Annotated in this window: 22 protein-coding genes; 12 read left to right on the top strand and 10 right to left on the bottom strand. The window is 61.7% G+C overall.

Annotation, left to right across the window (positions count from 1 at the left end; genetic code table 11):
- Positions 1 to 2: 2 nt before the first annotated feature.
- The 4 genes from ilvC to NDI89_RS00690 form a co-directional block, all read right to left on the bottom strand.
- The gene (gene ilvC, locus NDI89_RS00675) at positions 3 to 1,058 is read right to left on the bottom strand and encodes a ketol-acid reductoisomerase (protein WP_277519548.1); all 1,056 of its coding nucleotides are present in this window, start codon (positions 1,056 to 1,058) and stop codon (positions 3 to 5) included.
- Complete coding sequence (ilvN, locus tag NDI89_RS00680) at positions 1,051 to 1,713, bottom strand: acetolactate synthase small subunit (RefSeq protein WP_277519549.1); 663 nt, start codon at positions 1,711 to 1,713, stop codon at positions 1,051 to 1,053. The genes ilvC and ilvN overlap by 8 nt, the downstream gene beginning before the upstream one ends.
- The gene (gene ilvB / locus NDI89_RS00685; protein WP_277519550.1) at positions 1,710 to 3,524 is read right to left on the bottom strand and encodes a biosynthetic-type acetolactate synthase large subunit; all 1,815 of its coding nucleotides are present in this window, start codon (positions 3,522 to 3,524) and stop codon (positions 1,710 to 1,712) included. Before ilvB ends, ilvN begins: the two co-directional genes overlap by 4 nt.
- Before the next feature lie 323 nt (positions 3,525 to 3,847).
- The gene (locus tag NDI89_RS00690) at positions 3,848 to 5,110 is read right to left on the bottom strand and encodes a LeuA family protein (RefSeq protein ID WP_277520488.1); all 1,263 of its coding nucleotides are present in this window, start codon (positions 5,108 to 5,110) and stop codon (positions 3,848 to 3,850) included.
- Positions 5,111 to 5,600: 490 nt separating this feature from the next.
- On the opposite strand from NDI89_RS00690, the gene NDI89_RS00695 reads away from it, so the two are divergent.
- The 3 genes from NDI89_RS00695 (at position 5,601) to NDI89_RS00705 (ending at position 7,055) form a co-directional block, all read left to right on the top strand.
- Positions 5,601 to 6,056 carry a ferritin-like domain-containing protein gene (locus tag NDI89_RS00695; RefSeq protein ID WP_226007588.1) on the top strand — a complete coding sequence of 152 codons (456 nt, stop codon included), beginning with the start codon at positions 5,601 to 5,603 and terminating at the stop codon, positions 6,054 to 6,056.
- 327 nt (positions 6,057 to 6,383) lie between these two features.
- A complete protein-coding gene (locus NDI89_RS00700; protein WP_277519551.1) occupies positions 6,384 to 6,674 on the top strand; it encodes a DUF5779 family protein in 291 nt (96 codons plus the stop codon).
- A gap of 96 nt (positions 6,675 to 6,770) precedes the next feature.
- Positions 6,771 to 7,055, top strand: coding sequence for an AbrB/MazE/SpoVT family DNA-binding domain-containing protein (locus tag NDI89_RS00705; protein WP_277519552.1), 285 nt, complete (start codon positions 6,771 to 6,773; stop codon positions 7,053 to 7,055).
- A gap of 75 nt (positions 7,056 to 7,130) precedes the next feature.
- Here NDI89_RS00705 and NDI89_RS00710 read toward each other — a convergent pair whose 3' ends face one another.
- Positions 7,131 to 7,823, bottom strand: a complete 693-nt coding sequence (locus NDI89_RS00710) for a VOC family protein (protein WP_277519553.1) — start codon at positions 7,821 to 7,823, stop codon at positions 7,131 to 7,133.
- 164 nt (positions 7,824 to 7,987) lie between these two features.
- On the opposite strand from NDI89_RS00710, the gene NDI89_RS00715 reads away from it, so the two are divergent.
- Together NDI89_RS00715 and NDI89_RS00720 are read left to right on the top strand one after the other, a co-directional pair.
- Complete coding sequence (locus NDI89_RS00715) at positions 7,988 to 8,671, top strand: hypothetical protein (RefSeq protein ID WP_277519554.1); 684 nt, start codon at positions 7,988 to 7,990, stop codon at positions 8,669 to 8,671.
- Positions 8,672 to 8,744: 73 nt separating this feature from the next.
- Positions 8,745 to 9,167: a JAB/MPN domain protein-containing protein gene (locus tag NDI89_RS00720; RefSeq protein ID WP_277519555.1), complete on the top strand. Its 423-nt coding sequence runs from the start codon at positions 8,745 to 8,747 to the stop codon at positions 9,165 to 9,167.
- 31 nt (positions 9,168 to 9,198) lie between these two features.
- Here NDI89_RS00720 and NDI89_RS00725 read toward each other — a convergent pair whose 3' ends face one another.
- A complete protein-coding gene (locus NDI89_RS00725) occupies positions 9,199 to 9,408 on the bottom strand; it encodes a ribbon-helix-helix domain-containing protein (protein WP_006179895.1) in 210 nt (69 codons plus the stop codon).
- A 227-nt stretch (positions 9,409 to 9,635) separates the two neighbouring features.
- Here NDI89_RS00725 and NDI89_RS00730 point away from each other — a divergent pair, with 227 nt between their 5' ends.
- Complete coding sequence (locus NDI89_RS00730; RefSeq protein WP_277519557.1) at positions 9,636 to 9,965, top strand: DUF5789 family protein; 330 nt, start codon at positions 9,636 to 9,638, stop codon at positions 9,963 to 9,965.
- A 44-nt stretch (positions 9,966 to 10,009) separates the two neighbouring features.
- Here the strand turns inward: NDI89_RS00730 and aglJ are convergent, their stop codons facing one another.
- The 3 genes from aglJ to aglF form a co-directional block, all read right to left on the bottom strand.
- Positions 10,010 to 11,017, bottom strand: coding sequence for an S-layer glycoprotein N-glycosyltransferase AglJ (gene aglJ / locus NDI89_RS00735; RefSeq protein WP_277519560.1), 1,008 nt, complete (start codon positions 11,015 to 11,017; stop codon positions 10,010 to 10,012).
- 93 nt (positions 11,018 to 11,110) lie between these two features.
- A complete protein-coding gene (gene aglM, locus NDI89_RS00740) occupies positions 11,111 to 12,400 on the bottom strand; it encodes a UDP-glucose 6-dehydrogenase AglM (RefSeq protein ID WP_277519561.1) in 1,290 nt (429 codons plus the stop codon).
- Positions 12,401 to 12,495: 95 nt separating this feature from the next.
- Entirely contained in the window at positions 12,496 to 13,230 is a 735-nt protein-coding gene (gene aglF / locus NDI89_RS00745) for a UTP--glucose-1-phosphate uridylyltransferase AglF (protein WP_277519562.1), read from the bottom strand.
- Between the two features lie 261 nt (positions 13,231 to 13,491).
- Here aglF and NDI89_RS00750 point away from each other — a divergent pair, with 261 nt between their 5' ends.
- The 6 genes from NDI89_RS00750 to NDI89_RS00775 all read left to right on the top strand — a co-directional run bounded on the left by NDI89_RS00750 (position 13,492) and on the right by NDI89_RS00775 (position 20,868).
- Positions 13,492 to 14,919, top strand: coding sequence for an oligosaccharide flippase family protein (locus NDI89_RS00750; RefSeq protein WP_277519563.1), 1,428 nt, complete (start codon positions 13,492 to 13,494; stop codon positions 14,917 to 14,919).
- Positions 14,920 to 14,960: 41 nt separating this feature from the next.
- Complete coding sequence (locus NDI89_RS00755) at positions 14,961 to 15,941, top strand: alkaline phosphatase family protein (RefSeq protein WP_277519565.1); 981 nt, start codon at positions 14,961 to 14,963, stop codon at positions 15,939 to 15,941.
- Between the two features lie 162 nt (positions 15,942 to 16,103).
- Positions 16,104 to 17,084: a hypothetical protein gene (locus NDI89_RS00760; RefSeq protein ID WP_277519567.1), complete on the top strand. Its 981-nt coding sequence runs from the start codon at positions 16,104 to 16,106 to the stop codon at positions 17,082 to 17,084.
- A gap of 218 nt (positions 17,085 to 17,302) precedes the next feature.
- Positions 17,303 to 18,772, top strand: coding sequence for a sulfatase (locus NDI89_RS00765; RefSeq protein WP_277519568.1), 1,470 nt, complete (start codon positions 17,303 to 17,305; stop codon positions 18,770 to 18,772).
- Positions 18,773 to 18,830: 58 nt separating this feature from the next.
- Positions 18,831 to 19,964, top strand: coding sequence for an AGE family epimerase/isomerase (locus NDI89_RS00770; protein ID WP_277519569.1), 1,134 nt, complete (start codon positions 18,831 to 18,833; stop codon positions 19,962 to 19,964).
- A complete protein-coding gene (locus NDI89_RS00775; RefSeq protein ID WP_277519571.1) occupies positions 19,954 to 20,868 on the top strand; it encodes a glycosyltransferase family 2 protein in 915 nt (304 codons plus the stop codon). Before NDI89_RS00770 ends, NDI89_RS00775 begins: the two co-directional genes overlap by 11 nt.
- A gap of 38 nt (positions 20,869 to 20,906) precedes the next feature.
- On the opposite strand, the gene aglG is transcribed toward NDI89_RS00775, so the two are convergent.
- Positions 20,907 to 21,866: a glucosyl-dolichyl phosphate glucuronosyltransferase gene (gene aglG / locus NDI89_RS00780; protein ID WP_277519573.1), complete on the bottom strand. Its 960-nt coding sequence runs from the start codon at positions 21,864 to 21,866 to the stop codon at positions 20,907 to 20,909.
- Positions 21,867 to 21,976 lie beyond the last annotated feature (110 nt).

The raw sequence follows: 21,976 nt of genomic DNA on the forward strand, positions 1-21,976 counted from the left end.
CCTCAGTCGTCCGCTTGCACTTCGACGGAGTCGTTCTCCGCTTCCGTCTCGTCCTCCTCGGCCCAGGCGAACAGGTCGCGCAGCCGTTCGCCGACCTCCTCGATCTCGTGGTTCTTCTCGGCCTCTCGGAGCTGGTTGTAGCTCGGGCGTCCGGCCTGGTTCTCGAGGATCCACTCGCGCGTGAACTCGCCGTTCTGGATCTCCTCGAGCGTCTCCTCCATGTTCTCCCGAACGTTCTCGTCGACGATGCGGTCGCCACGAGAGAGGCCGCCGTACTCGGCGGTGTCGGAGACGGAGTCCCACATCTCGGCGTGGCCGCCTTCGTACATCAGGTCGACGATCAGCTTGAGCTCGTTGAGACACTCGAAGTAGGCGATCTCCGGCGAGTAGCCGGCGTCGACGAGCGTCTCGTAGCCGTGCTTGACCAGCGAGGTGACCCCGCCACAGAGGACGGCCTGCTCGCCGAAGAGGTCCGATTCGACCTCCTCCTGGAACGTCGTCTCGATGACGCCCGCGCGGGTACAGCCGATCCCCTTCGCGTACGCGAGGGCGCGTTCGTCCGCATCGCCGGTCGTGTCCTGATAGACGGCCAGCAGACCGGGCGTCCCCTCGTCGTTCTCGTAGTTCCGGCGGACGAGGTGGCCCGGACTCTTGGGCGCGACCATCGTCACGTCGACGTCCTCCGGCGGCTCGATCTGGGCGTAGTGGATGTTCAGCCCGTGGGCGAACTGCAGCGTGTCGCCGGCCTCGAGGTTGGGCTCGATCGCGTTCTCGTAGACGTCCGCCTGCACGGTGTCGGGCACGAGCACGGAGACGTAGGACGCCTGCGAAACCGCGTCGGCCGGCGTCGTCACCGTCAGCCCGTCCGCTTCGGCGGCCGATCGCGAGGACGACCCCTCGCGGAGGCCGACGACCACGTTGACCCCGCTCTCGTGGAGGTTCAGCGCGTGGGCGTGGCCCTGGCTCCCGTAGCCGAGGACGGCCACGGTGTCGTCGTCGAGCGTCGATACGTCTGCGTCGTCGTCATAGTAGATGTCGGTGGTGAATTCGTCAGTCATCGTCAGCAACCTGTGAGTGGTGTCTGTCGTGATTCGCCTCGTCGGCGGGCTGTGCCGTCGAACTGGCCGCGGTCTGGTCGGTGCCGCGGGCCAGCGCCGTCGTCCCGGTTCGGGAGATCTCCCGCACGCCGAACTGGCTGAAGGTGTCGATCGCGGCCTCGATCTTCTGGCGCGCGCCGGTCACTTCGACCGTCGCCGTCTCCGGACTCGAGTCGACGGTCTTGCCGTCGTACATGTCCGCGACGGCGGCGACCTGGTCGGGGCGCTCGGCGTTAACTTTGATCAGCGCCAGCTCCCGACGCATCGCGTCGGGCTCGAGCTCGCGCACGGAGATGACCGGCACGAGCTTTCGGAGTTGTTTCTCGACCTGGTCGATGCCCGGGTCGGGCTCCTCGACGACGATCGTGATTCGCGCGCGATCCTCGTCTTCGGTGGGCCCGACGGTCAGGCTCTCGATGTTGAACTGCCGCCGCGAGAACAGTCCCGAGACGTCCGAGAGCACGCCGGGTTCGTGTTCGACCAGCGCCGAGATGACGGTGCGCCGGGGCTCGTATGTCGCTTCGACTTCGGGGTCGATGCGGATGCCCTGCTTGTTGCGCCGTCCCGCCGGGGTCGGTCGCTCCTCGGGTTCGGGGCCCTCGAGTCCGCGCTTCATAGCTGATCCTCCGCCAGCGCGAACTGGCCGTTGTCGCCGCCGCTCGGAACCATCGGGTAGACGTTCGCGTCGGGATCGATGTGGACGTCGATCACCGAGGGGCCGTCGTACGCGACGGCCTCTTCGATCGTGTCGGCGACCTCGTCGTAATCGTCGATCCGGAAGCCCCGCGCGCCGAAGGCTTCGGCGAGCTTGTCGAACTCCGGCATCCAGTCGTAGTCCGAGGCGGAGTGGCGGCCGTCGAAGAAGGCGTCCTGCCACTGTCGGACCATGCCGATGTACTCGTTGTTGAGCACGGCGACGGTGATGTCGAGGTCCTCGCGGACGGCGACCGACAGGCCCTGGAGCGTCATCAGGAACGAGCCGTCGCCGTCGACGCAGATGACTTCTTGGTCGTCGTCGGCCGCGAGTCGCGCGCCGATCGCCGAGGGCAGTCCGTACCCCATCGCGCCGAGGCCGTGACTCGAGACCCAGGTACGGGGCTCGGTGTAGGTCCAGTACTGGCAGGCCCACATCTGGTGTTGGCCGACGCCGGTCGTGACGATCGCGCGGTCGCTCGTGGCCTCGTCGAGCGCCTCGACGACGAACTCCGGCTGGACCGGCTCGTCCTCGGGCGCGTCGTAGGCCATCGAGTAGTCGGACTTCCACTGCTGGCACTGCGCGCGCCACTTCTTCGCTTCGGGCGAGGCGTCGACGGCCTCGCTCAGCTGCTCGACGACGGTTTCGGCGTCGCCGACCAGCGGGTAGTCAGCGTGGATGTTCTTCGAGATTTCCGCGGGGTCGATGTCGACGTGGATGACCTCCGCATCGGGCGCGAAGGTCTCGATGCCGCCGGTGAGGCGGTCGTCGAATCGCGTCCCGATCCCGATCAGGGTGTCGCAGTGGGTGATCGCCATGTTGGCGTACCCGGTACCGTGCATCCCCGCCATCTCGAGAGACAGCTCGTGGTCCTCGGGGAACGACCCGAGCCCGGGCATCGTGGTGAGAACCGGGATCTCGTGTTCGATGGCGAACTCGCGGCAGGCCTCGCTGGCCTCGCCCTTGATGACGCCGCCGCCGAGCATCAACACCGGCCGGGCGGCGTTCTCGATTCGTTCGGCCGCCGCATCGACGATCTCCGGGTCGGCCCGCTCCTGCACCTCGTAGGTGTCGGGCACGTTCGGCGCGTCTGGCTCCCGGTCCGTCTCGCCCTTGGTGATGTCCTTCGGTAGGTCGACTAGCGTCGGCCCCGGTCGGCCCTCGCCGGCGAGCGCGAACGCCTCGCTGACGTCGCTGCCGACGGTGTCCGAGTCGCTCGCGAACGTGTTGTCCTTCGTGATCGGGGTCGTGACGCCGGTCGTGTCGGTCTCCTGGAAGGCGTCGTTCCCGACGAACTCGGTCGGCACCTGGCCGGTCAGCGCGACCATCGGATCCGAGTCCATGTCGGCGTCCGCGATGCCGGTGACCAGGTTAGTCGCGCCCGGCCCCGACGTCGCGAGGCAGACGCCCGGCTCGCCCGAGACGATGCCGTAGGCGTCGGCCGCGTGGGCCGCGCCCTGTTCGTGGGCCATCGTCACGTGCGTGATATCGGAGTCGTAGAGCGCGTCGTAGACGGGCATGATCGCCCCGCCCTGCACGCCGAAGGCGTACTCGACGCCCGCGTTCTCGAGTGCGCGAATGACTGATTCGGCACCCGTCGTAACGGGCTCCGTCGCCTCGGACCCGGTCTCCGCGGCGTCCTCGGTGGCCGCGTCGGGCGCGGCGCTGTCGGTGATCTGATCGTCGTCCTGTTCCTCTTCCGCTGGCGGAACCTTCGCTGCGCGTTCGCTCATTGGCTATCTCCCGCCGTTTGCTGGCGATCGAGTGGTGTACGGTAGTGTGTCATCTGGTGGATCGGTGATCGCTCGGAGAACGATGCAATTCGGGTCCGACGGCTACGAAGTACTGAGAGTGGGGCTAGAACGCCCCTACAATACGAATCGAAGCGAGCGCGCTGCTGTCGACCGTGCGAACGCGAGCCGACAGTGGAGCGCGGACCGTCATTATTGGTACTGTAGCTCCCTCGAGGATCATAATCCTTACGAGTCGCGCGGTCCCGAGCGCTGGAGCGCGATAGGCGGTGCTCGCGGACGGGAGCAAACGGGGAGGACATTCCTCAGATGCGCACCTCCTCCTCCTCCTCGTGCTGACGTTCGATGTCAGCTTCCTCGGCGAAGCGCTCGAGGTCGTCGACCGTGACTCGGCGCTTCTCGGCCCCGTAGTCTTTGACGCGACGGGTGACCGCCCGGACCTGATCGTCGGTGGGCTCGAAGCCGCGCTCGACGAGTCGCTCGCGGACCGAGTGGGTTCCGGTGTGTTTCCCCATGACCAGTCGGCGTTCGGCACCGACCATCTCGGGGGTCATGACGCCGGGTTCGAAGGTGTCGGAGTTCTCGATGACGCCGGCGGCGTGGATGCCGCTCTCGTGTGAGAAGGCGTTGGCACCGACGACGGGCTTGTTGCCCGGCGTGTCCATGCCGCTTTTCTCCTCGACGAGGTTCGAGAGCTCGGTGATGCGCGTCGTGTCGATACCGGTATCGCACTGGTAGAGCGACTCGATGGCCATCACGTACTCCTCGTAGGCGGCGTTGCCGGCGCGCTCGCCGATCGAGTTGACCGACACCTGCGCCTGCGCTGCGCCCGCTTCGACGCCGGCCAGCGCGTTGGCGGTGGCCAGCCCGAAGTCGTCGTGGGTGTGGACGTCGACCCGCGCGTCGGTGTGGGCACAGACCTTCTCGATCATGGCCCGGAATCGGGTCGGCGTCGCGACGCCGCAGGTATCGGGAATGTTGATCCAGTCGGTTCCCGCCTCGGTGACCGCTTCGATCACGTCGATCAGGAACGCCTCGTCGGTTCGGGTCGCATCCATCGGCGAGAACATGCAGGTCACGCCCGCGTCTTTGATGCGTTCGACCGACTCGACTGCGCGCTGTACGACTTCCTCCCGGGTGGCGTGCATCGAATCCTCGATCTGGACGTCGCTGGTGGACACGAACGTGTGCACCATCTCGACGCCGGAATCGAGCGCCGCCTCGATGTCACCGTCGACGACGCGGGCTAAGCCGCAGGTCGTCGAACTGGTGGACGAAGCGATATCACGAACGGCCTCGAACTCCGCGTCGGAGTTGACGGGGAACCCGGCCTCGATGACGTGGGTTCCCATCTCGTCCAGCACGGACGCGATCTGCCGTTTGTCGTCGTAGGAAAACGATGTGCCGGGCGACTGTTCGCCGTCCCGGAGGGTCGTATCGAAGACACGTGCTGACTCTATTTCGTCAGTGGAATCTAACGTGCCCTGGAAGAACTCGACCCCCCTGACTGTTGTCAGAGGATGGGCTGTCTTGTGAAGACATTGTATCTGAACCCGAGGTGCGACGATATATATAAACCTATCGCTGTGGGCGGTACCGTTCGTCGTTCGCCACTGTCACGATCAGCCGTATCGATCGAAAACCGCAAGAAAGCGACGACCTATTATTAGGCTGTATGTCCTAATATTGTCTAGGCTTCGTCGAGCGATCGGTCCGATAATCGACGATCCGACGCGAAGAACCAGTGATTCGGTCCCCATCGGCTCGCTCGAGCGCTGGCGCGCGGTCGTCGATCGACGTTCGGTCACCGCGGACGGCTATCCGAGGGTTGAAGTTCATTTTCCAATCGTTATAATTGAATTATTGGATACGCGTCCATCGCTCGCGGAGGGACCGCACGGACCGACGCGAGGGCGGAACGGAGTCGACGAGATCGACACTGCCGCGACTCACGATAATCACGACGAGTGCTCAGTCGATCGAGCGAACGGAACCCGACGCGGACGATGCGAGTACGCGTGTCAGCATTTTATACGCGGTCGTGGTACGACGGTGCGCATGACGACCGACGAGATCACAGACCTGCTGACCGGGGCGTACATCGACGAACTCGAGACCGTAATGAATTACCAGACCAACGCCATCGTCCTCGACGGCATCCACGCCGAGGAGGTCAAGACGAGCCTCGAAGAGGACATCCAGGAGGAGCTCGACCACGCGCGGATGCTCGGCGAGCGCCTGAAGCAACTCGACGAATCGCCGCCGGGCTCTGAGTCGTTCGAGGCCAACCAGCACAGCCTGCAGCCGCCCGAGGACACGACCGACGTCCAGTCGGTTATCGAAGGAGTCCTCGAGGCCGAGGAGGACGCCATCGAGACCTACCGGTCGCTGATCGAGGCCGCGACCGAGGCGAACGACCCCGTCACGGAGGACGTGGCGGTGACGATCCTCGCGGACGAGGAGGCCCACCGGACCGAGTTCCGCGGGTTCCAGAAGGAGTTCCCGATGGATTGACCGAGCGAAGCCGTGAACGACCGGGATCGAGGGGCGAAGTAACTCTAAAGCCGTGATCAGTGAGCGGGCAGAGTAGGGAATAGCATCCGCGAGCGAACGGAGTGAGCGAGCGGGCCGACGACTGACCTGAAGGCGTCGCTTTGCGACGCCGGAAGGGAAGGAGGAGTGCTTTTGATCAACCTTTTGCCGAGTGCGGTCGCAAAGCGACCGCACGTGGTTCGAGACGCCAAAGGCGTCTCGTCATCACGAGAGAGCGGAGCTCTCTCGAACGACAGTGAAAAAGGTTGATGCCGAACGTTTTTCTCGTCCCGGTTCGACCCACCCGGTATGAGCGACTTCGACCTCGACCTCCGAGCGGTCGAGGAACACATCGACGACGAACTCGAGCTCGAGGGGAGCATCATCCTCGGCGTCCTGGACGGCGAGACACCGGCCGACGAGTGGCTCGAGGCGATCTCGAAGGGGAACGTGCTGATTCTGAACGTCGAGGGGGACGTCAACGAATTAGCCGCCGGATTCGCCCGGGATATCAGAGAGGCGGACGGAAACCTCGTCCACTTTCGGGGCTTTCTGATCGTGACGCCGCCGGGTGTGGAGGTGAGTACGGACCGGCTGTGACGACCGGACGGAAAGCGAGTAATGCGGTTCGGCAGTGGTGCGGCTCCCGTTGACTGCCGTCGAAGCAATTATATTTTTCTCACGACAGGTGGAAACATGGTTACGGTCGACTCGAAGGGGCGAGTCGTTCTCCCACAGGAGGTGCGAAATCGTCTCGGAATCTCGCCGGGAACCGAAGTCGAAATTCGAGAGGAGAACGGAAAGGCGGTCGTCGAACCGGAAGACGAACCCGACCGGATCGTCGACGACTTCGAGCGACTGATCGACGATGCCGCCGCGTACGGAACTCGAGACTCCTACGAAGATCTGGATTCCCAATCGAAGCACCACGCGGACGCGATCAAACGACACGCGAACGAGCATTCACCGGATGACGAGTGACGAACCGTATCCGTTCGATGTCGGTGGGACAGCGCTTGCACACACGAATACGCCGGTGAGTGATGATCCGCTTTCTTATCGAGGTCTCTCGGTAAACGTCAGGAAGTGGCCGTCCGGGTCGCGAACGACGATTTCTTCGTCGCTCTCCCGCACGACCGACTGCACACGATCACGCACCGCCTCGAGCGCCGCCCCGGGATCGGCCGTCTCGAATCCGAGATCGACGTGGACGCCGCCGCGGGCGTCGGCGATGCCCAGATGCGGTTCCCAGAGCTCGAGGGCCATCGGTCCGTGAAGCCGAATCCGCTTGCGGCTATCACCCTCGTCGACCGTCTCGAACCCCAGATCCTCGTAGAACGCCCGTGCGCGGTCGAGGTCCTCGACCTCGAGAACGACTTCGAAGATCCCGTCGATTCCCGGGCCGGCGACGTCCTGCTGGCCGAGTTCGACGCAGTTCCCGTCGGGATCGTACAGGTACAGCGATCGCGCGGGGCCGAACTGCGCTTCCTCGAGCTCGTACTCGCGGCCGAGCCGCTCCCACCAGTCGTCGTACTCGGATTCGGGAATCGAAAACGCGTAGTGAGTATGCAACCCGCCGCGCGGAAAGCCGTCGGGGCGGCGGAGCAGAAGGTCGGTCTCGCCGGCCTCGAAAGCGAGTTCGTCGGCCCCGCGTTCGCGGACGGTCAATCCCAGCCGCTCCTCGTAGAACTCCCGCGCCGGCTCGAGGTACTTGGCCTCGAGCGCGAGCCAGGCCAACCCGGTTAGCATGGGGAAACGTACGCGAAGCGGATGCATAGAACCGTCGCCGAGGGCGATACCCGGAGGAACCGAACACACAGCGGCTGAGGGTCAATCTGCCGGTCCGCTACAACGGCCGACCACCGACGCACCGTTCACCCACGCTTATGGGGTTACGTAACGTAACCGTCTGTATGAGTTCACGTGCCGACGAGCGACCGAGTGAGTTCGAGGAAATCGACCGATTCGACGGCGGCGTCGGCTGGATCACCTATCCGGATGAGACGATGCGACGCGCCAGTCACGCCCTCGAGATCGACGGCGAGGTCTGGGTGTTCGATCCCGTGGACGCAGCGGGAATCGACGAGCTCTTCGCGGAGTTCGGCGACGTCGCCGGTGTCGTCGTCATGCTCGATCGACACAAACGCGACGCCGCCGCCGTCGCGGATCGCCACGACGTGCCGGTGTACGTCCCCGAGTTCTTCGAGGGAGTCAGCGAGGACCTCGACGCGGCGGTCGCCCGCTTCGACGACGAGCTTTCCGACACCGGACTCCGGGCGATTCCCCTGATCGACAACCGCTTCTGGCAGGAAGTCGCGCTCTACGACCCGACCGACGGAACGCTCGTGGTTCCCGAAACGGTCGGCACGAGCGACTACTTCCTGGCCGGCGACGAGGAGCTCGGCGTCCATCCGATGTTGCGGCTGAATCCGCCCCGAACACCCCTCCGCGGCGTCGCTCCAGAACGGGTCCTCGTCGGCCACGGCCCCGGTGTCATGGCGGATGCATCGCGAGCGCTCGAGGACGCGCTCGCCGGCTCCCGCAAGCGAACCCCGCGACTGTACGCGGAGATGGCCCGCGCGCTCCTGCCGGTCTAACGGACAGCCGGGAGCGGTCCACCGCCACACCCGCTGGGCATACACCTAACTGCTAGCCACCCGAAACACTCCTGTGGTCTACGTAACCCGCGGACTCGTCGACGTCCTACTGGACCTGGCCAGCGATGCCGACCCGAGCGGCGTGACGACCGGCGTCTCTATCACCAGCGCGAGCGAGCTCGAGGGTGCGGACGATCTCCCCCCTGACACACCGGTCTTTACCGACTTCTTCCTTCCCGATCCGGGCAACTCAGTCAACGCGGTCTTCGGTGTCAATCTGTCGACCCCCGCCGGACAGACACAGGGACGGTTCGTCTCTCACCCCGTCGGCGAACTCGAAGTGACGCGGCGGGACGATCTGGCACAGGTCGTGTTCGTCGCGGTCCCGCCGTGGGACGTCGACGAGAATTCCTTCGCCGCGTTCGATCGGAGCGGCGAGCGCCAGCCACTCGAGATCGTCGACGCGTCGCCGCCGGGCCAGTCGCTGTCGGACTGACTCGACGGCTATCGAGGACGGCGACGGGTCACTACTCGAGGTAGCCCAGTCCGCGGAGCTGTTCGGTGATCTCTTCGAACTCCGCTTCGGTGAGTTCCCCCTCCTTCTGGTGCTGAATGACGATGCTCCGGAGCAGGAATCGGACGAGGTCGCTCGTGCTCTGGAAGCTCGTCCCCTCGATGGTGTCCTCGACGCGATCCGCGAGGTCCTTCGGGATCGACACCGTGGTGTACTCGGTCATATACCACACTCCGTCGCAGTCCCCAAAGGAGTGTCGACAGGGCGACGGCTCGCACCCCCGTTCGACGAGGTGTCCGAGCCCGGTGTTCGATACACGGCCGCATTCTCAGCGGACAAAACGTCCGTGTTTCCAGCGGTCATTACACATCGCCGATCGATCCGTGCAGCGGTCGCGAATACTCGTCCGCCTCCACAGCCATTTTTATATCCGGCTCCGTAGCGAGAGGTATGGGAGTCCGGCCACCATCGAGCGGAGACGACGAGGAACCCGACAGCATCGAGTTCGGTATCGCTGCCGTCGACGCCCATCTCAAGCGTTCCGACCTCTCCTTTCCGGCCACGAAAGGCGACGTCAGGGCCGAAATCGGCCACGAGCGCATCCCGTACGACGTCCACGGAAACGAGGTCCCGCTGGGCGAGATGCTCGCCGAAGTCCCGACCGAGCAGTTCGATTCTCGGCAGGAACTGTTGAACGCGCTCCACCAGCCCTTCGAGGAGTACCGTCGGAACAACTCGAACGGCGTCGTCGCGCAGGTTCGCGCGCTGTTGCCCTTCTGAAGTCGGCTTCTGGAAACCGCTCGGCCACTCGTCGCCCCGTCCGATCACTCGTTTCGGTCGTCTCGAGCGATCCGCTCAAGGCGGCGACGCTGCTCGCGGTGTAGCGTGACGAGCATATCCGAGAGGACGCCGAACATGAGTAGCTGGACGCCCAGCAGGATCGCGGCCGCCGAGGCGAGTGCCATGACTTCGTGACTCTGGTGGTACTGCACCCACTCCCAGAGGACGTACATCGCGATGAGACCGCCCGAGAGGATGCCGGTGACTCCCAGGCTTCCGAAGTAAAAGAGGGGATTGTTCGTCTTGGCCAGCGAGTACAGCGCGAGCAGGATCGTTCCGCCGTCTTTGACCGGGTGGAGGTTCGTCTCCGACTCGTCGGGACGTGCACTGTAACTGACCGGGACGACCGTGGTTTCGACGCCGTGTTTGACGCATTCGACCGCGAGTTCGGTTTCGATCGTGAACCCGTCCGAGTCGAGCGAGAGCCGTTTGAACGACTCGACGGTAAACGCCCGGTAGCCCGACAGAATGTCCTCGTAATTCGCCCCGTGAACGAACCCGAACGCGCGGTTTATCATCCGGTTCCCGAACCCGTTCAGCGCCCGCATCGCATCGTCGTCCATCTCGGCGAAGCGATTGCCGATCACGTGTTCGTACCCGCGAGAGAGCGGTTCGAGCATCGTGTCGGCGTCGGCCGGATCGTACGTTCCGTCGCCGTCGAGCATCAAGACGTAGGGGACGGTGATGTGCTCGAGCGCTTCCCGGACCGCCTGGCCCTTGCCGTCACCGGACTGGACCAGCACGTCCGCGCCGTGGTCGCGAGCGATCTCACGGGTCCCGTCGGTCGAATCGCCGTCGACGACGAGGACGTTCGCGTATCCCTCGTCGCGGAAGCCCTCGATCACGTCGGCGATCGTCGCCGCCTCGTTGAGCGTCGGGATGAGAACGCAGACGTCGTCGGGCGAGATTTCGTCGGCCTCCTCCGAGACGGCGATCGTCTCTCCGCCATCCGAGAGACCGCTTGAGCCCGTGCGAACCGCATCGTCTTCCATCGGGCACAACTCCCCCTCCGAACCGCAAAAGGCTACTGATTGACCGGTGGTGGGTCTGCGACACGGGTCCGACCACCGTGAGTCGGTCGATCGCTACCAGGTCAATCCCTCGTAGACCTCGAGGGCGTCCTCGTCGACGTCGATCCGTCGGCCGTCGACCAGGACCCGGCGGGCCATGCCGTCGAACGAGAGCCCGTCGAACTCCGGCCAGTCGGTCGCGACGACTGCGCCGTCCGCGCCCTCGAGCGCGGCCTCGGCGGACGCGGCGTACTCGATGTCGGGATAGTCGGGCCGCACGTTCTCGATCGCGACCGGATCGGCGGCGACGACGTCCGCACCGCGATCCGTCAGGTGATCGATCACGTCGAGCGCGCGCGACTTGCGGACATCGTCGGTGCCGGGCTTGAACGACAGTCCGAGGACCGCGATTCGGGCCCCCTCGAGGGGGACGTGTTCTTCGAGCAGATCGACGAGCCGTCGTGGCTGGGCGTCGTTGACGGTAACCGCCGCGTCGAGGAGCGCCGGTTCGTACCCCTGATCGCGAGCGCCGGCCCGCAAGGCGTTGACGTCTTTGGGGAAACACGAGCCGCCCCACCCGAGGCCCGACCGCATGAATCGCTCCGAGATCCGATCGTCGAGGCCGACCGCCTCGAGTACCTCGTAGGCGTCCGCGTCGTACTCCTTCGCGATGTTCCCCAGCTCGTTGACCAGCGAGACCTTCGACGCGAGGAAGGCGTTGTTCGCGTACTTGATGAGTTCGGCCTCGCGAACGTCGGTCTCGACGAGATCCGTTCCCTGTCGATCGAGAATCGGTGCGTACAGTTCGCGGAGCGTCTCTGCCGCCCCGTCGCTCGAGGCTCCGAAAACGATCTTGTCCGGCTCGAGGAAGTCCTCGACCGCAGTTCCCATCCGGAGGAACTCGGGATTCATCGCGATCTCGAGGCCGTCACCGATCGCGGTTCCGGATTCCGCCTCGAGGACCGGGCCGACGACGTCCTCGGTCGTGCCGGGCAGGACCGTACTCTTGACGACCACGAGGTGGTCGCCGTCCTCGTCGGCGAGCGCGCGGCCGAGCGACTCCGCGCCGGCCCGCATGATCGCGAGGTCGAGACTGCCGTCCTCGGACTGGGGCGTCGGCAGACAGAGGAAGGTGACGTCCGTCTCGCGAACGGCATCGTAGTCCGTCGTCGCGCGGAGACTCGAGCCGGCGTGGTCGGCGATTCGTTCCGCGAGACCCGACTCGTGAATCGGAGCCTCGCCGGCGTTTATCGCCTCGACGATGTCCTCGTCGATTTCGATGTTGATCACGTCGTGGCCGATATCCGCGAGACAGGCGGCGACGGTTGTGCCGACGTAACCGCTGCCGACGATGGAAACGTTCATGGAATTTGCAAGGGAGGGCGGTGATTAGTCCCTTTTGGGTTTCCGTCGAGTCAGTGGCCAGTTCGAGAACTGGGCCGTCGATCGAGGGACGGTCGCTACTGTTCGACCGGCTCGGGCTCTTTCTCGGTGAGTCGCTCCTCGGCGCGGTCCCTGTCTTCGGGGTAGCCGACGTCGATACGCCAGCCGTCCATCCGGATCGCATCGATGGTACGACCCGACTGAATGAGCAGATCGATCGCGTCCGGCAGTTCGTACTCCCCGCGATCCGACGGCTGAACGAGGTGACAGGCGTGGAAAATTTCGGGCGTGAACGTGTAGAACCCGGTCATGACGAGGTTCGACGGGGGATCCTCCGGTTTCTCCATCACTTCGACGATCTCGCCATACTCGTTGGTGTCGAGCACGCCGTACCTCGAGGCTTCCTCGTAGGGAACTTCCTCGACGAGGAACGCGGCGTCGGCGCGCTCTTCTCGCTGGCGGTTGATCACGTCGCCGAGGTTCGCTCGAAAGACGTTGTCCCCCAGCATGAGCATGAAGTCGTCGTCGATGTGGGGCTCCGCCTGGAGGATGGCGTGAGCGAGCCCGAGTTGTTCGCGCTGATGAGCGTAGGTGATCGGGACGCCCTCGTACTCGTCGCCGTAGCGTTCGATGATCTTCTCTTTCATGTAGCCGACGACGAGAACGAACTCGGTCGCGCCGATCTCGATGAGGTTGTCCATGACGTCCTCGATGAGCGGTTTGCCGTCGACTTCGACGAGGACCTTCGGCTTGTCGTCGGTGAGCGGCCGGAGGCGGGTTCCCTTCCCCGCGGCCAGCACGACTGCTTGCATATGCACCTGATTCTACTTGAGTATTATATGTCTTCGGGGATGGTTGATCCGGCCATCGACTGCCTCGTCGCATCGGAACACGTGTGAGTGATCAGCACCGAGCCCGTCACCTGCTCGGGAACGATCACGTTACCGAATGATCGTTTGCATCGATCGAAAGAGGGGAGTCTTCCGATGGATCGTCGGTACCGGTCGAAAACATGGTATTGATAGGTCGACGGTAGTAACTCAATGCTACCCCCGGCCCGCAAGTGACAATCAATGAGATACGGTCACACTTCGATAGTGAATTTCCTGTCGCGTCTGGTAATGTCTCTCTCGGGCTTCGTCGCCACAATCGTCCTCACACGGACCCTCGGTCAGAACCAGTACGGAACGTATGTGGTCGTTCTATCGGTTCTGGCGTGGGTGGCGATGGTCGGCAAACTCGGGCTCCCGCAGGCGATCCGAAAGCGAGTAAGCGAACCAAACGAAGGCAACTACGTCGTTTCCGGTGCGATCGCCCAGTTCGGATTGTACGTGGTCGTAGCTGTCTTTCTCTGGCTCGCGCGTCCCTATCTAAACGAGTTCATGGGGCTCGAGGCGACGTGGGTGTTGATTGCGATGTTAGCGACCCAGCTCGGATTGATCTTCGTTCAGTCAGTCCTCGACGGTCAACACCTCGTTCACGTTTCCAGCATCCTCACACCGGTCGAATGGACGGGTCGTAGTCTCGTTCAGGTCGGGCTTGTTCTCTCCGGATTCGGAATTGCGGGCGCGTTTGCCGGATACGTCATCGGCGCAATCGTTGCGACCGTTATTGGCTTGTACTTTATAACCGTTCCCGCTACATATCCGTCCCGGGGAGATTTCTCTCGGCTCAAGACGTACGCACAGTTCTCGTGGCTGGGTTCAATCAAAGGGCGGACGTTTATGTCGATGGACACGCTCATTCTGGCCGTCTTCGTCTCGAACAGTTTCATCGCCGTCTACGAGATTGCGTGGAATCTCGCGTCCCTATTCGCGATTTTCGGTGCATCCATCTCTCAAACGCTCTTTCCGGAGATGAGTAAGATTTCGTCGGAGTCCGGTTCCGACGCGGAGATCGTCGAGCTATTGCGTATGAGTCTCGCGTACTCCGGATTGTTCATCATCCCGGGGCTCGTCGGAAGCGCCCTCGTGGGAGATGTCGTGTTGACGATCTACGGTTCGGGATTCTCCGTTGGATACTACCTCCTCCTCGTGCTCACGTTCGCACGACTCCTCTACGGATACATGGAGCAATTTCTGAACACCATCGATGCCATTGATCGACCGGATCTCACGTTCTACATCAACGCCATCTTCGTTGCGGTGAACACCGTTTTGAACGTCGTCCTTACCTGGAGGTTCGGCTGGTACGGCGCAGCAGTGGCGACTACGGTATCCGCTGGATTGGGACTCGTCCTCGGATATTATTACGCCAGCCAAGTTATCGATGTCGTCGTGCCGCTCGGTGAAGTCGCTAAACAGTGTTCCGCTGCCGGAATCATGGCCGCTGTCGTGCTCGTCGGTCGTGTTCTGCTCGGTGACACCCTACCGATCGTTATCGTGCTCGTCGGAATCGGTGCGACGATCTACTTTTCGGTCTTGTTCGTTCTCTCCCGACAATTCCGGAGAACTGTTCGTGAGAACCTCCCGTTTACACTCCCCGTTGTCGCACCGGAGTAGACCGGTTATTTCATCACCGTCCGTTCGCCTACGGAGCGTATATGCAGACGAACGTCCGATCGTGGCTCGCGGAGATGTGGGAACACTTCCGCGATAATCCCGCCCGTGCTCCGCTTTACGTCGTCTACACGTGGTATCTGATGGCGTGGTTCGGAATTACCTCCAGACGTCCCATCGGTACGAACGTCTACGAGCGAGAGTGGGATGTTCTGATCGTACTCGATGCGTGCCGAGTCGATACGCTTCGGGAGGTTGCGGATGAATACGATTTTATCGACACCGTCGACGAGATGTGGTCCATCGGGAGCCATTCGGCCGAATGGCTCGCACAGACCTTTTCGGAGACCTATCGCTCGGAAATAGAACGAACCCAGTATATTACCGGAAATCCACACACCGACCGCGTACTCGATCAGCGAATGACCCCGCCGATGAACAACACGACCGCTATCGATTTCTCGAGATGGGACTTCGTCGATACCGAGGCGTTCGAATCGCTCGAGATGGTGTGGGAAGATCGGTTGGACGAGACGTATCGCGTCACCCTTCCGGGTGTGATGACGGATCACGCGATTGCGGCCGGACGAACACGAGATCCGGAGCGGCTGATCGTCCACTATATGCAACCACACCTCCCGTACATCGGGCGAGCATTCAGGGACGGGCGCGGTCCGACAGACGTAGAGATGGACGGGTATGAGAAACTGGAATCCGGTGAGAGCGATAGAGAGACGGTCTATGAACTGTATACGGAGACGCTTCGACTCGTATTGGACGAAGTGGAAGTACTCCTGAAGAACATCGATGCCGAACGCGTCGCGATCACTGCGGATCACGGGGAAGCGTTCGGTGAGATGCGTGCATACGGCCATCCGGAGGGGTTCCCACATCCAATCGTAAAAAAAGTTCCGTGGGTAGAAACCTCCGCTCGAGACACGCAGACGCGGGATCCCGATTTGGAGGCCAACCGTGGCGTGAGCGTGGATATCGAGGATCACCTCCAGGATCTTGGATACCGATGATTTTGCAGCAGCGATAACGAGGGCCAAAGAGACAGTGAACCGCTAGTATTCTTCGCACTGGATGAGCGGGTCAACGGACGATCATCGGTGTCGCTTCGATTCGCTACCGATATCCCCGAATCGGCATCGTTTTGATCGTCTGAAAGAACCCCTCAAGAAGAAATGGACGGATCGTTCAGGGAGTGGCTCACGGAACATCGGGAACAGCTTTCGTCGGACCCCGTACGCGGTCTGATGCACGCCGCGTTCACCGCGTATCTCGGGCTCTGGTACACCGGGACATCACGGCGGCCAGTTGGTACCCACATCTACGATGAAGACTGGGATTTGTTGGTCATCCTCGATGCATGTCGTGTAGACGTCCTCGAAACGGTCGCTTCCGAATACGACTTCATCGACACCGTCGACTCACGGTGGTCCGTTGGGAGTCATTCACACGAGTGGCTTTCGCAGACGTTCTCCGAGGACTACGGGGACGAAATAGCGAACACGGCATACGTAAGCGGGAATGGCCATACACACGAAACGTTCGTCACAGGGGACTATCCACCGGACGAAACCGTTCCCTTCTGCTGGCCGGACTGGCAAACCGTCGGTACCGACGATTTTGGCCAGCTCGACATGTTGTGGGAAACCGCCCATCAAGACGAGTTCGGGGTCCCGCCACGCGCCATCACTGATCGCACAGTCGAAGTCGCACGAGAGTCCGACTACGACAGACTGATCGCCCACTATATGCAGCCACATATCCCCTACATCGGGGCTGCGATCGACGAAAACCGGTCGCCAACGGAGGTAGAGGCAAGGGGGTGGAAACTCCTCGAATCGGGCGATGCGACACGCGAGGAGGTGTGGGAACTCTACGAAGAGACGCTTCGGTTCGTGCTCGACGATGTCGAGTTGCTCCTAGAGAACATCGATGCTGAGACTGTAGTCATTACAGCCGACCACGGAAACGCGTTCGGGGAGTACTCGATTCACGGACACCCGGAGGGAATGCTACTTCCGACGATCAAGAAAGTGCCTTGGATAACGGCGACAGCGACCGACGAAGAGACGTTTTCGCCGAGCGGAACGTATGCGGAGGTACAGGGCGAAAAAACGAACATCGAAGACCACCTTCGCGATCTCGGATATATGTGACAAACGAGCTCCGGAGGTGGAAGTCGGTCGATTCGCGGATTCGTTTCTCTCATTCCCACCGGCCTATCCGAGCCAGATACGTTCGGAAAGATGCAGCCTCAATCGGGCTGAACCGTACTTGTAGAATCGATGGCACTCCGGTAAGAGCTATACTACGCACATCCTGTCAATAATATATATCAAAAGGTATTTCGCACCGAAAGGATACCACAACCTCAATGAGTCGCCCGAATATTTTACTCGTCGTTCTCGATAGCGCTAACGCAAAACATACCGGAATACACGGATACGAACGGAACACGACGCCGTTTCTGGAATCGTTTCGATCCCGAGCGACGACGTACACACAAGCGAGGTCGCCGGGAATGACCAGCCTTCCGAGCCATACGAGTATTTTCACTGGGCTTTCCGTCGCCGAGCACGGTGTCCACGACCTATTAACGCACCAATTGAAACCGGGAGCGACGATCTGGGAGCAACTGCGCGACGAGTACGAGTATACGACCGGCGTGTTTTCGGACAACGTTAATTTGACCGGAGACGAGTCGTTGCGGTTCGCGTTCGATCACGCTGTCGGTCGACGGGGACAACTCTTTCCGTCGGCAACCGACCCCGATATATTCTTCAACAGTCCGGAGTACCTCGACGGTGACTCGAGCGGGAATAAGCACATCGCGTACCTCAAACGGAGTCTCTCCTCGGATCAGCCACTTCGATCTCTCGCCAACGGGGCAGCGGCGCAATTCAAGCGATCGTTTTCGTCTCCAACGATCGAACGGCTCCTCGATCAATCCGCCGAGCGGTTCGTCGACCCGTTCCTCTCGTGGACCGACTCGGTCGACGGACCGTGGGCAGCGTGTCTCAACCTGATGGACACACACGTTCCGTTCTATCCGAAAACCGAACACGACGACTGGGGTGGAACGGCGGTACAGCGAATGCAAGCCCGTATGAATCCCAATTCGTGGAAAGTGTACGGCGGTCAACACACCTGGGAAGAGTGGACCGCCCTCGAGGATCTGTACGACGGAACGATCAAACAGGCCGACCATCACATTAAAAGATTGATGCTTGGACTCGAAGCGAGGGACCAGTTCGACGATACGCTGGTAGTCATTACATCGGATCACGGTGAGGGCTTCGGTGAGCAAAGCCGCGTCCGTCCCGACTTACGGATCGCCGGCCATATCGTCGGTCTCCACGAGGCACTGCTCCACGTCCCACTCGTCGTTTCGTATCCCGGCCAAGAGACTGGAAGAGAGTACGACGACCTCGCGACGCTGCAAGCGTTCCCCGACGTAGTCGAATCGGTAGTCCAAGACGAGTGGTCTGACGATGGGTTCGTTGCCGACGATCCGGTACTCGTTTCGGGATCGACGATCGATAAAAAGGCAGAGAGCGAACAGCGGGCCGGTAAGTACTGCGAAAACACGGATCGATTCGAGGGCGACATCCGTACTGTATATCGCGAAGAGGACGGAACGATCCGGAAGTACCTCACCTGGGATGACGATGGTGTCGTCGTGGATGTATTCGACGCTCACACTGCCGAGACGGTCACCGGATCAGACCCGCGGGACGTCGTCCAGTCGGAGTTTTCACAACTCGAGAACGCGGGCGTCGTCCGAAAACAAGACAGTGCCTCTGCAGCGACGCTGAACCACCTCGAGGATCTCGGCTATGTATGAGTCCGGGAGCGTGCGCGGACGGATCGGCTTCGAAAAGACGAACTGAGGGGCACTCTACATGAAGGCAAACGAATTCGTCGAACGCATTGCAATGGACGTCGTCTCGGAGATCGATACGAACGGTTCCATGCCGGCAGGCCACAATGGACTGTATCAGGATCCGGAGACGAGCGTCCGAAATACGTCACACTGGCTGGTAGCGTTCTCGGAACTGTACGACCGGACGGGAAACTCGCAGTTCGAATCGGCGGCCCGTTCGATGGCCGCATTTCTCCAGAGCGACGAGGCACGCCCCGAAGGCGAAACGTTTCACCACCGTGATATCGACGGCAAAGACCAGTGTAACGGGCTGATCGGCCAGGCGTGGACCATCGAAGCGCTCGCAACCGCTGCACGGGTCTTCGAACGCGAAGAATTGGCAAACCTCGCACAGGACGTGTTCCTCACCCATCCACAGGACGAACGGACGGGTTTGTGGAAGCGAGTCGAAATCGACGGCCGCATACTGCCCTTTGACGCGACGTTCAACCACCAGATATGGTTCGCTGCTGCAGGTGGGCTACTCGCGGACCTCCCGTGGACGTCTCCCCGCGTCGACGATCGGGTTCGGACCCACTTGAACGAACTCGAGAACAACATTCGACTGTATCCTAACGGCCTGATATTCCATCCGCTCAAGCCGCCGCAGTCGCTTCGACGATACGCCCACCTCGTTCGAACCGACGAACGTGCTCGAATCGGACTGACGCTGTTGACGAGTAGCGTTCCGCTCCCCAGCCGTCGCCGGCAGCTTCGATGGAAGGCGATCGGGTATCACTCGTTCAATCTGTACGCGTTCGCGCTTCTGAAACGCCAGTACCCGGACCACTCGTTTTGGGAAAGCGAGCCATGTCGCCGCGCTTTGAACTATCTCACTTCGTCAGCGTATACCGACAATATTTGGGAAAACGAGTACGGATCCCCTTACAACCCCGTCGGATTCGAAGTCCCATTCGTGATGGAGGTGTTCGACATCGGGTCGGCCACGGACCGGTCACGATGGATCTCCGAGCAACTCGACCGACACTACAATAGCGAAACGAACCGTCTAGACAGAAACACCGAAGACGAAGCGACACTCACCGCGAGAGTGTATCAAGCGTCCCGACTGAACGAAACGCGAATCGACGGATGTGGTGAGAATGGCGGGTGAAAAGAACGGATCCGAAACCGTTTCGATTATTGTCCCCGTATATAACGATCCCGACGGGATTTCGGTAACCCTGGAGTCGATCGTCCCGCACCTCCGCGAGGAAACGGAACTGATCGTCGTGGATAACGATTCGACCGATCGGACCACAGCCGTCGTTTCCGAGTACGAGAACAAATTCGACTCGATCGAACTCGCTATCGAAGATCGGATTCAATCGTCGTATGCAGCACGAAATACGGGGATCAGAAAGTCCACTGGCTCGATTTGCGCCTTCGTTGATGCGGACATGACGGTCGCTACGGGCTGGCTCGAGCAGGCGCACGACACGTTCGAAACGACCGAGACTGATTACATGGGATGTGCCGTCGAGCTCACGCTCCCCGAGGAGCCGACGATGGCGGCACGATACGATCACCACACGGGGTTCCCCGTCGCACAGTACCTCGAGCACCAGCAGTTCGTCCCAACGTGCTGTCTGTTCGTCCGCCGCGAGGTGTTCGCGGATGTTGGACTCTTCGACCACAGACTCACCTCCGGCGGCGATAAAGAGTTCGGTAACCGTGTTCACGAGGCGGGCTATGACACCCACTACGCAGACGAGATCACGCTATATCATCCGACGCGGAACTCGCTGCAGGAACTCATCACAAAGGACCGCCGTGTGGGCCGCGGCCTCTGTCAACTCCAGCGCTATCATCCGGATCGGTACGGCACACCCGGCATTCCCCCCCGTCCGAGCGGCGTCAAGTCTCCCGACCGGGACCTCCCGCAGATCGACCGCATCTCGTTTAGTGTACTCTCGGCCCTGCTAACCGGCGTTCGGGGACTAGGCTACTACCAGGAGTATCTCGCTGGAACCCGAAGGAGCGACGGCGATCTCGGTATGCCGACACTCGAGGAGTGATTGCGACAGCCATCGAACGCGGCCTCGTGAGATGGACGTCAGTTGCCGGTCGGGGAATCCGTCTCGGTGATCAGCCGCGAACGATCGACGTCGATCAGGCCATAGAGGTACCCGAAGCCGACCGCGGCGGTAAAGACGAAGATAGTTACAAGCTGTTTTGCCTTCGGCATCGATGGCTTCCCAACGAGAGCCGATAGCCGGTCCGGAACGAACTCGAGCATGAGCTGGCCCAGATACTCGTTCTTGTCGCCTTTCGATTCGGGTAACAGCAGATCCATGATCCGCTTCGAGTACCCTTGCCAGAACGACCGGAAGACGAGCCATCGAAACTCCCCCCGATAATCGAACAGCTTGTGGTGGACAACCGCATCGGTGTTGTAAATCACGCCCTTGCCGTACTCGTTCGCCATTCGGATGCAGACCGGCGCTTCGTGGGCCTGAATGTGGCGATCCCCGTGTCGGCCCGTGTTCTCGTCGTAGCCGCCGACGTTCAAGAACACGTCCCGCCGGAACGAGATGTTGGAGCCGTACGTGTTCCGTAACTCCTCCATGTGCTCGCCCATTCCGCGTTCGTCACACCCGACGAGCCAGTAGAACTCTTCGGGGAAGAAATCGGGTTTCGTCGTCACCCAATCCGGTGCGACGTGGCCGCCAACGGCGATCGCGTCGGTCTCGTCGTACACGCGAGCGAGTTCCGCGACCCAATCGTTCTCGGCGACGGCGTCGTCGTCGATGAACGCGACGACGTCCCCGGTCGCGATTTCGGCGCCGCGAGTTCGGCTGTACGAGATCCCCTGGTTCTCGTCGTTGCAGTGGAGGACGACATCTTCGAGGTCGCCGTAGTCTTCCTGCACGCGCTCGAAGACCGCTTCGTTCCCGTCGACGACGAGAACGATCTCGAGCGGATCGTACGTCTGTGCCAGCACGCTATCGACACAGTCCGAAAAGACGTCGTAGCGATCCATCGCATAGGTACAGACGACGGCGGAGACCTTCATTGGAAACGGATTTCGGTGAGGGCAGAATAAGCTTTTTCGTTCGCGTGGGGGCAGTAGTACGACGTTCACGGATAAGCGACAGTCTCGACGCCAGTCCGGTTCCGGGACCG

The organism is Natrinema salsiterrestre, assembly GCF_029502005.1.
GTDB classification, from domain to species: domain Archaea; phylum Halobacteriota; class Halobacteria; order Halobacteriales; family Natrialbaceae; genus Natrinema; species Natrinema salsiterrestre.

Bases quoted from the DNA above. Each gene is read 5' to 3' on its own strand.
- ilvC (WP_277519548.1), bottom strand. From the start codon at position 1,058: ATGACTGACGAATTCACCACCGACATCTACTATGACGACGACGCAGAC.
- aglG (WP_277519573.1), bottom strand. From the start codon at position 21,866: ATGAAGGTCTCCGCCGTCGTCTGTACCTATGCGATGGATCGCTACGAC.
- NDI89_RS00760 (WP_277519567.1), top strand. From the start codon at position 16,104: ATGGACGGATCGTTCAGGGAGTGGCTCACGGAACATCGGGAACAGCTT.
- NDI89_RS00730 (WP_277519557.1), top strand. From the start codon at position 9,636: ATGGGAGTCCGGCCACCATCGAGCGGAGACGACGAGGAACCCGACAGC.
- NDI89_RS00710 (WP_277519553.1), bottom strand. From the start codon at position 7,823: ATGCTAACCGGGTTGGCCTGGCTCGCGCTCGAGGCCAAGTACCTCGAG.
- NDI89_RS00750 (WP_277519563.1), top strand. From the start codon at position 13,492: ATGAGATACGGTCACACTTCGATAGTGAATTTCCTGTCGCGTCTGGTA.
- NDI89_RS00700 (WP_277519551.1), top strand. From the start codon at position 6,384: ATGAGCGACTTCGACCTCGACCTCCGAGCGGTCGAGGAACACATCGAC.
- aglM (WP_277519561.1), bottom strand. From the start codon at position 12,400: ATGAACGTTTCCATCGTCGGCAGCGGTTACGTCGGCACAACCGTCGCC.
- NDI89_RS00705 (WP_277519552.1), top strand. From the start codon at position 6,771: ATGGTTACGGTCGACTCGAAGGGGCGAGTCGTTCTCCCACAGGAGGTG.
- NDI89_RS00770 (WP_277519569.1), top strand. From the start codon at position 18,831: ATGAAGGCAAACGAATTCGTCGAACGCATTGCAATGGACGTCGTCTCG.
- NDI89_RS00755 (WP_277519565.1), top strand. From the start codon at position 14,961: ATGCAGACGAACGTCCGATCGTGGCTCGCGGAGATGTGGGAACACTTC.
- ilvB (WP_277519550.1), bottom strand. From the start codon at position 3,524: ATGAGCGAACGCGCAGCGAAGGTTCCGCCAGCGGAAGAGGAACAGGAC.
- NDI89_RS00715 (WP_277519554.1), top strand. From the start codon at position 7,988: ATGAGTTCACGTGCCGACGAGCGACCGAGTGAGTTCGAGGAAATCGAC.
- NDI89_RS00695 (WP_226007588.1), top strand. From the start codon at position 5,601: ATGACGACCGACGAGATCACAGACCTGCTGACCGGGGCGTACATCGAC.
- aglJ (WP_277519560.1), bottom strand. From the start codon at position 11,017: ATGGAAGACGATGCGGTTCGCACGGGCTCAAGCGGTCTCTCGGATGGC.
- ilvN (WP_277519549.1), bottom strand. From the start codon at position 1,713: ATGAAGCGCGGACTCGAGGGCCCCGAACCCGAGGAGCGACCGACCCCG.
- aglF (WP_277519562.1), bottom strand. From the start codon at position 13,230: ATGCAAGCAGTCGTGCTGGCCGCGGGGAAGGGAACCCGCCTCCGGCCG.
- NDI89_RS00765 (WP_277519568.1), top strand. From the start codon at position 17,303: ATGAGTCGCCCGAATATTTTACTCGTCGTTCTCGATAGCGCTAACGCA.
- NDI89_RS00725 (WP_006179895.1), bottom strand. From the start codon at position 9,408: ATGACCGAGTACACCACGGTGTCGATCCCGAAGGACCTCGCGGATCGC.
- NDI89_RS00775 (WP_277519571.1), top strand. From the start codon at position 19,954: ATGGCGGGTGAAAAGAACGGATCCGAAACCGTTTCGATTATTGTCCCC.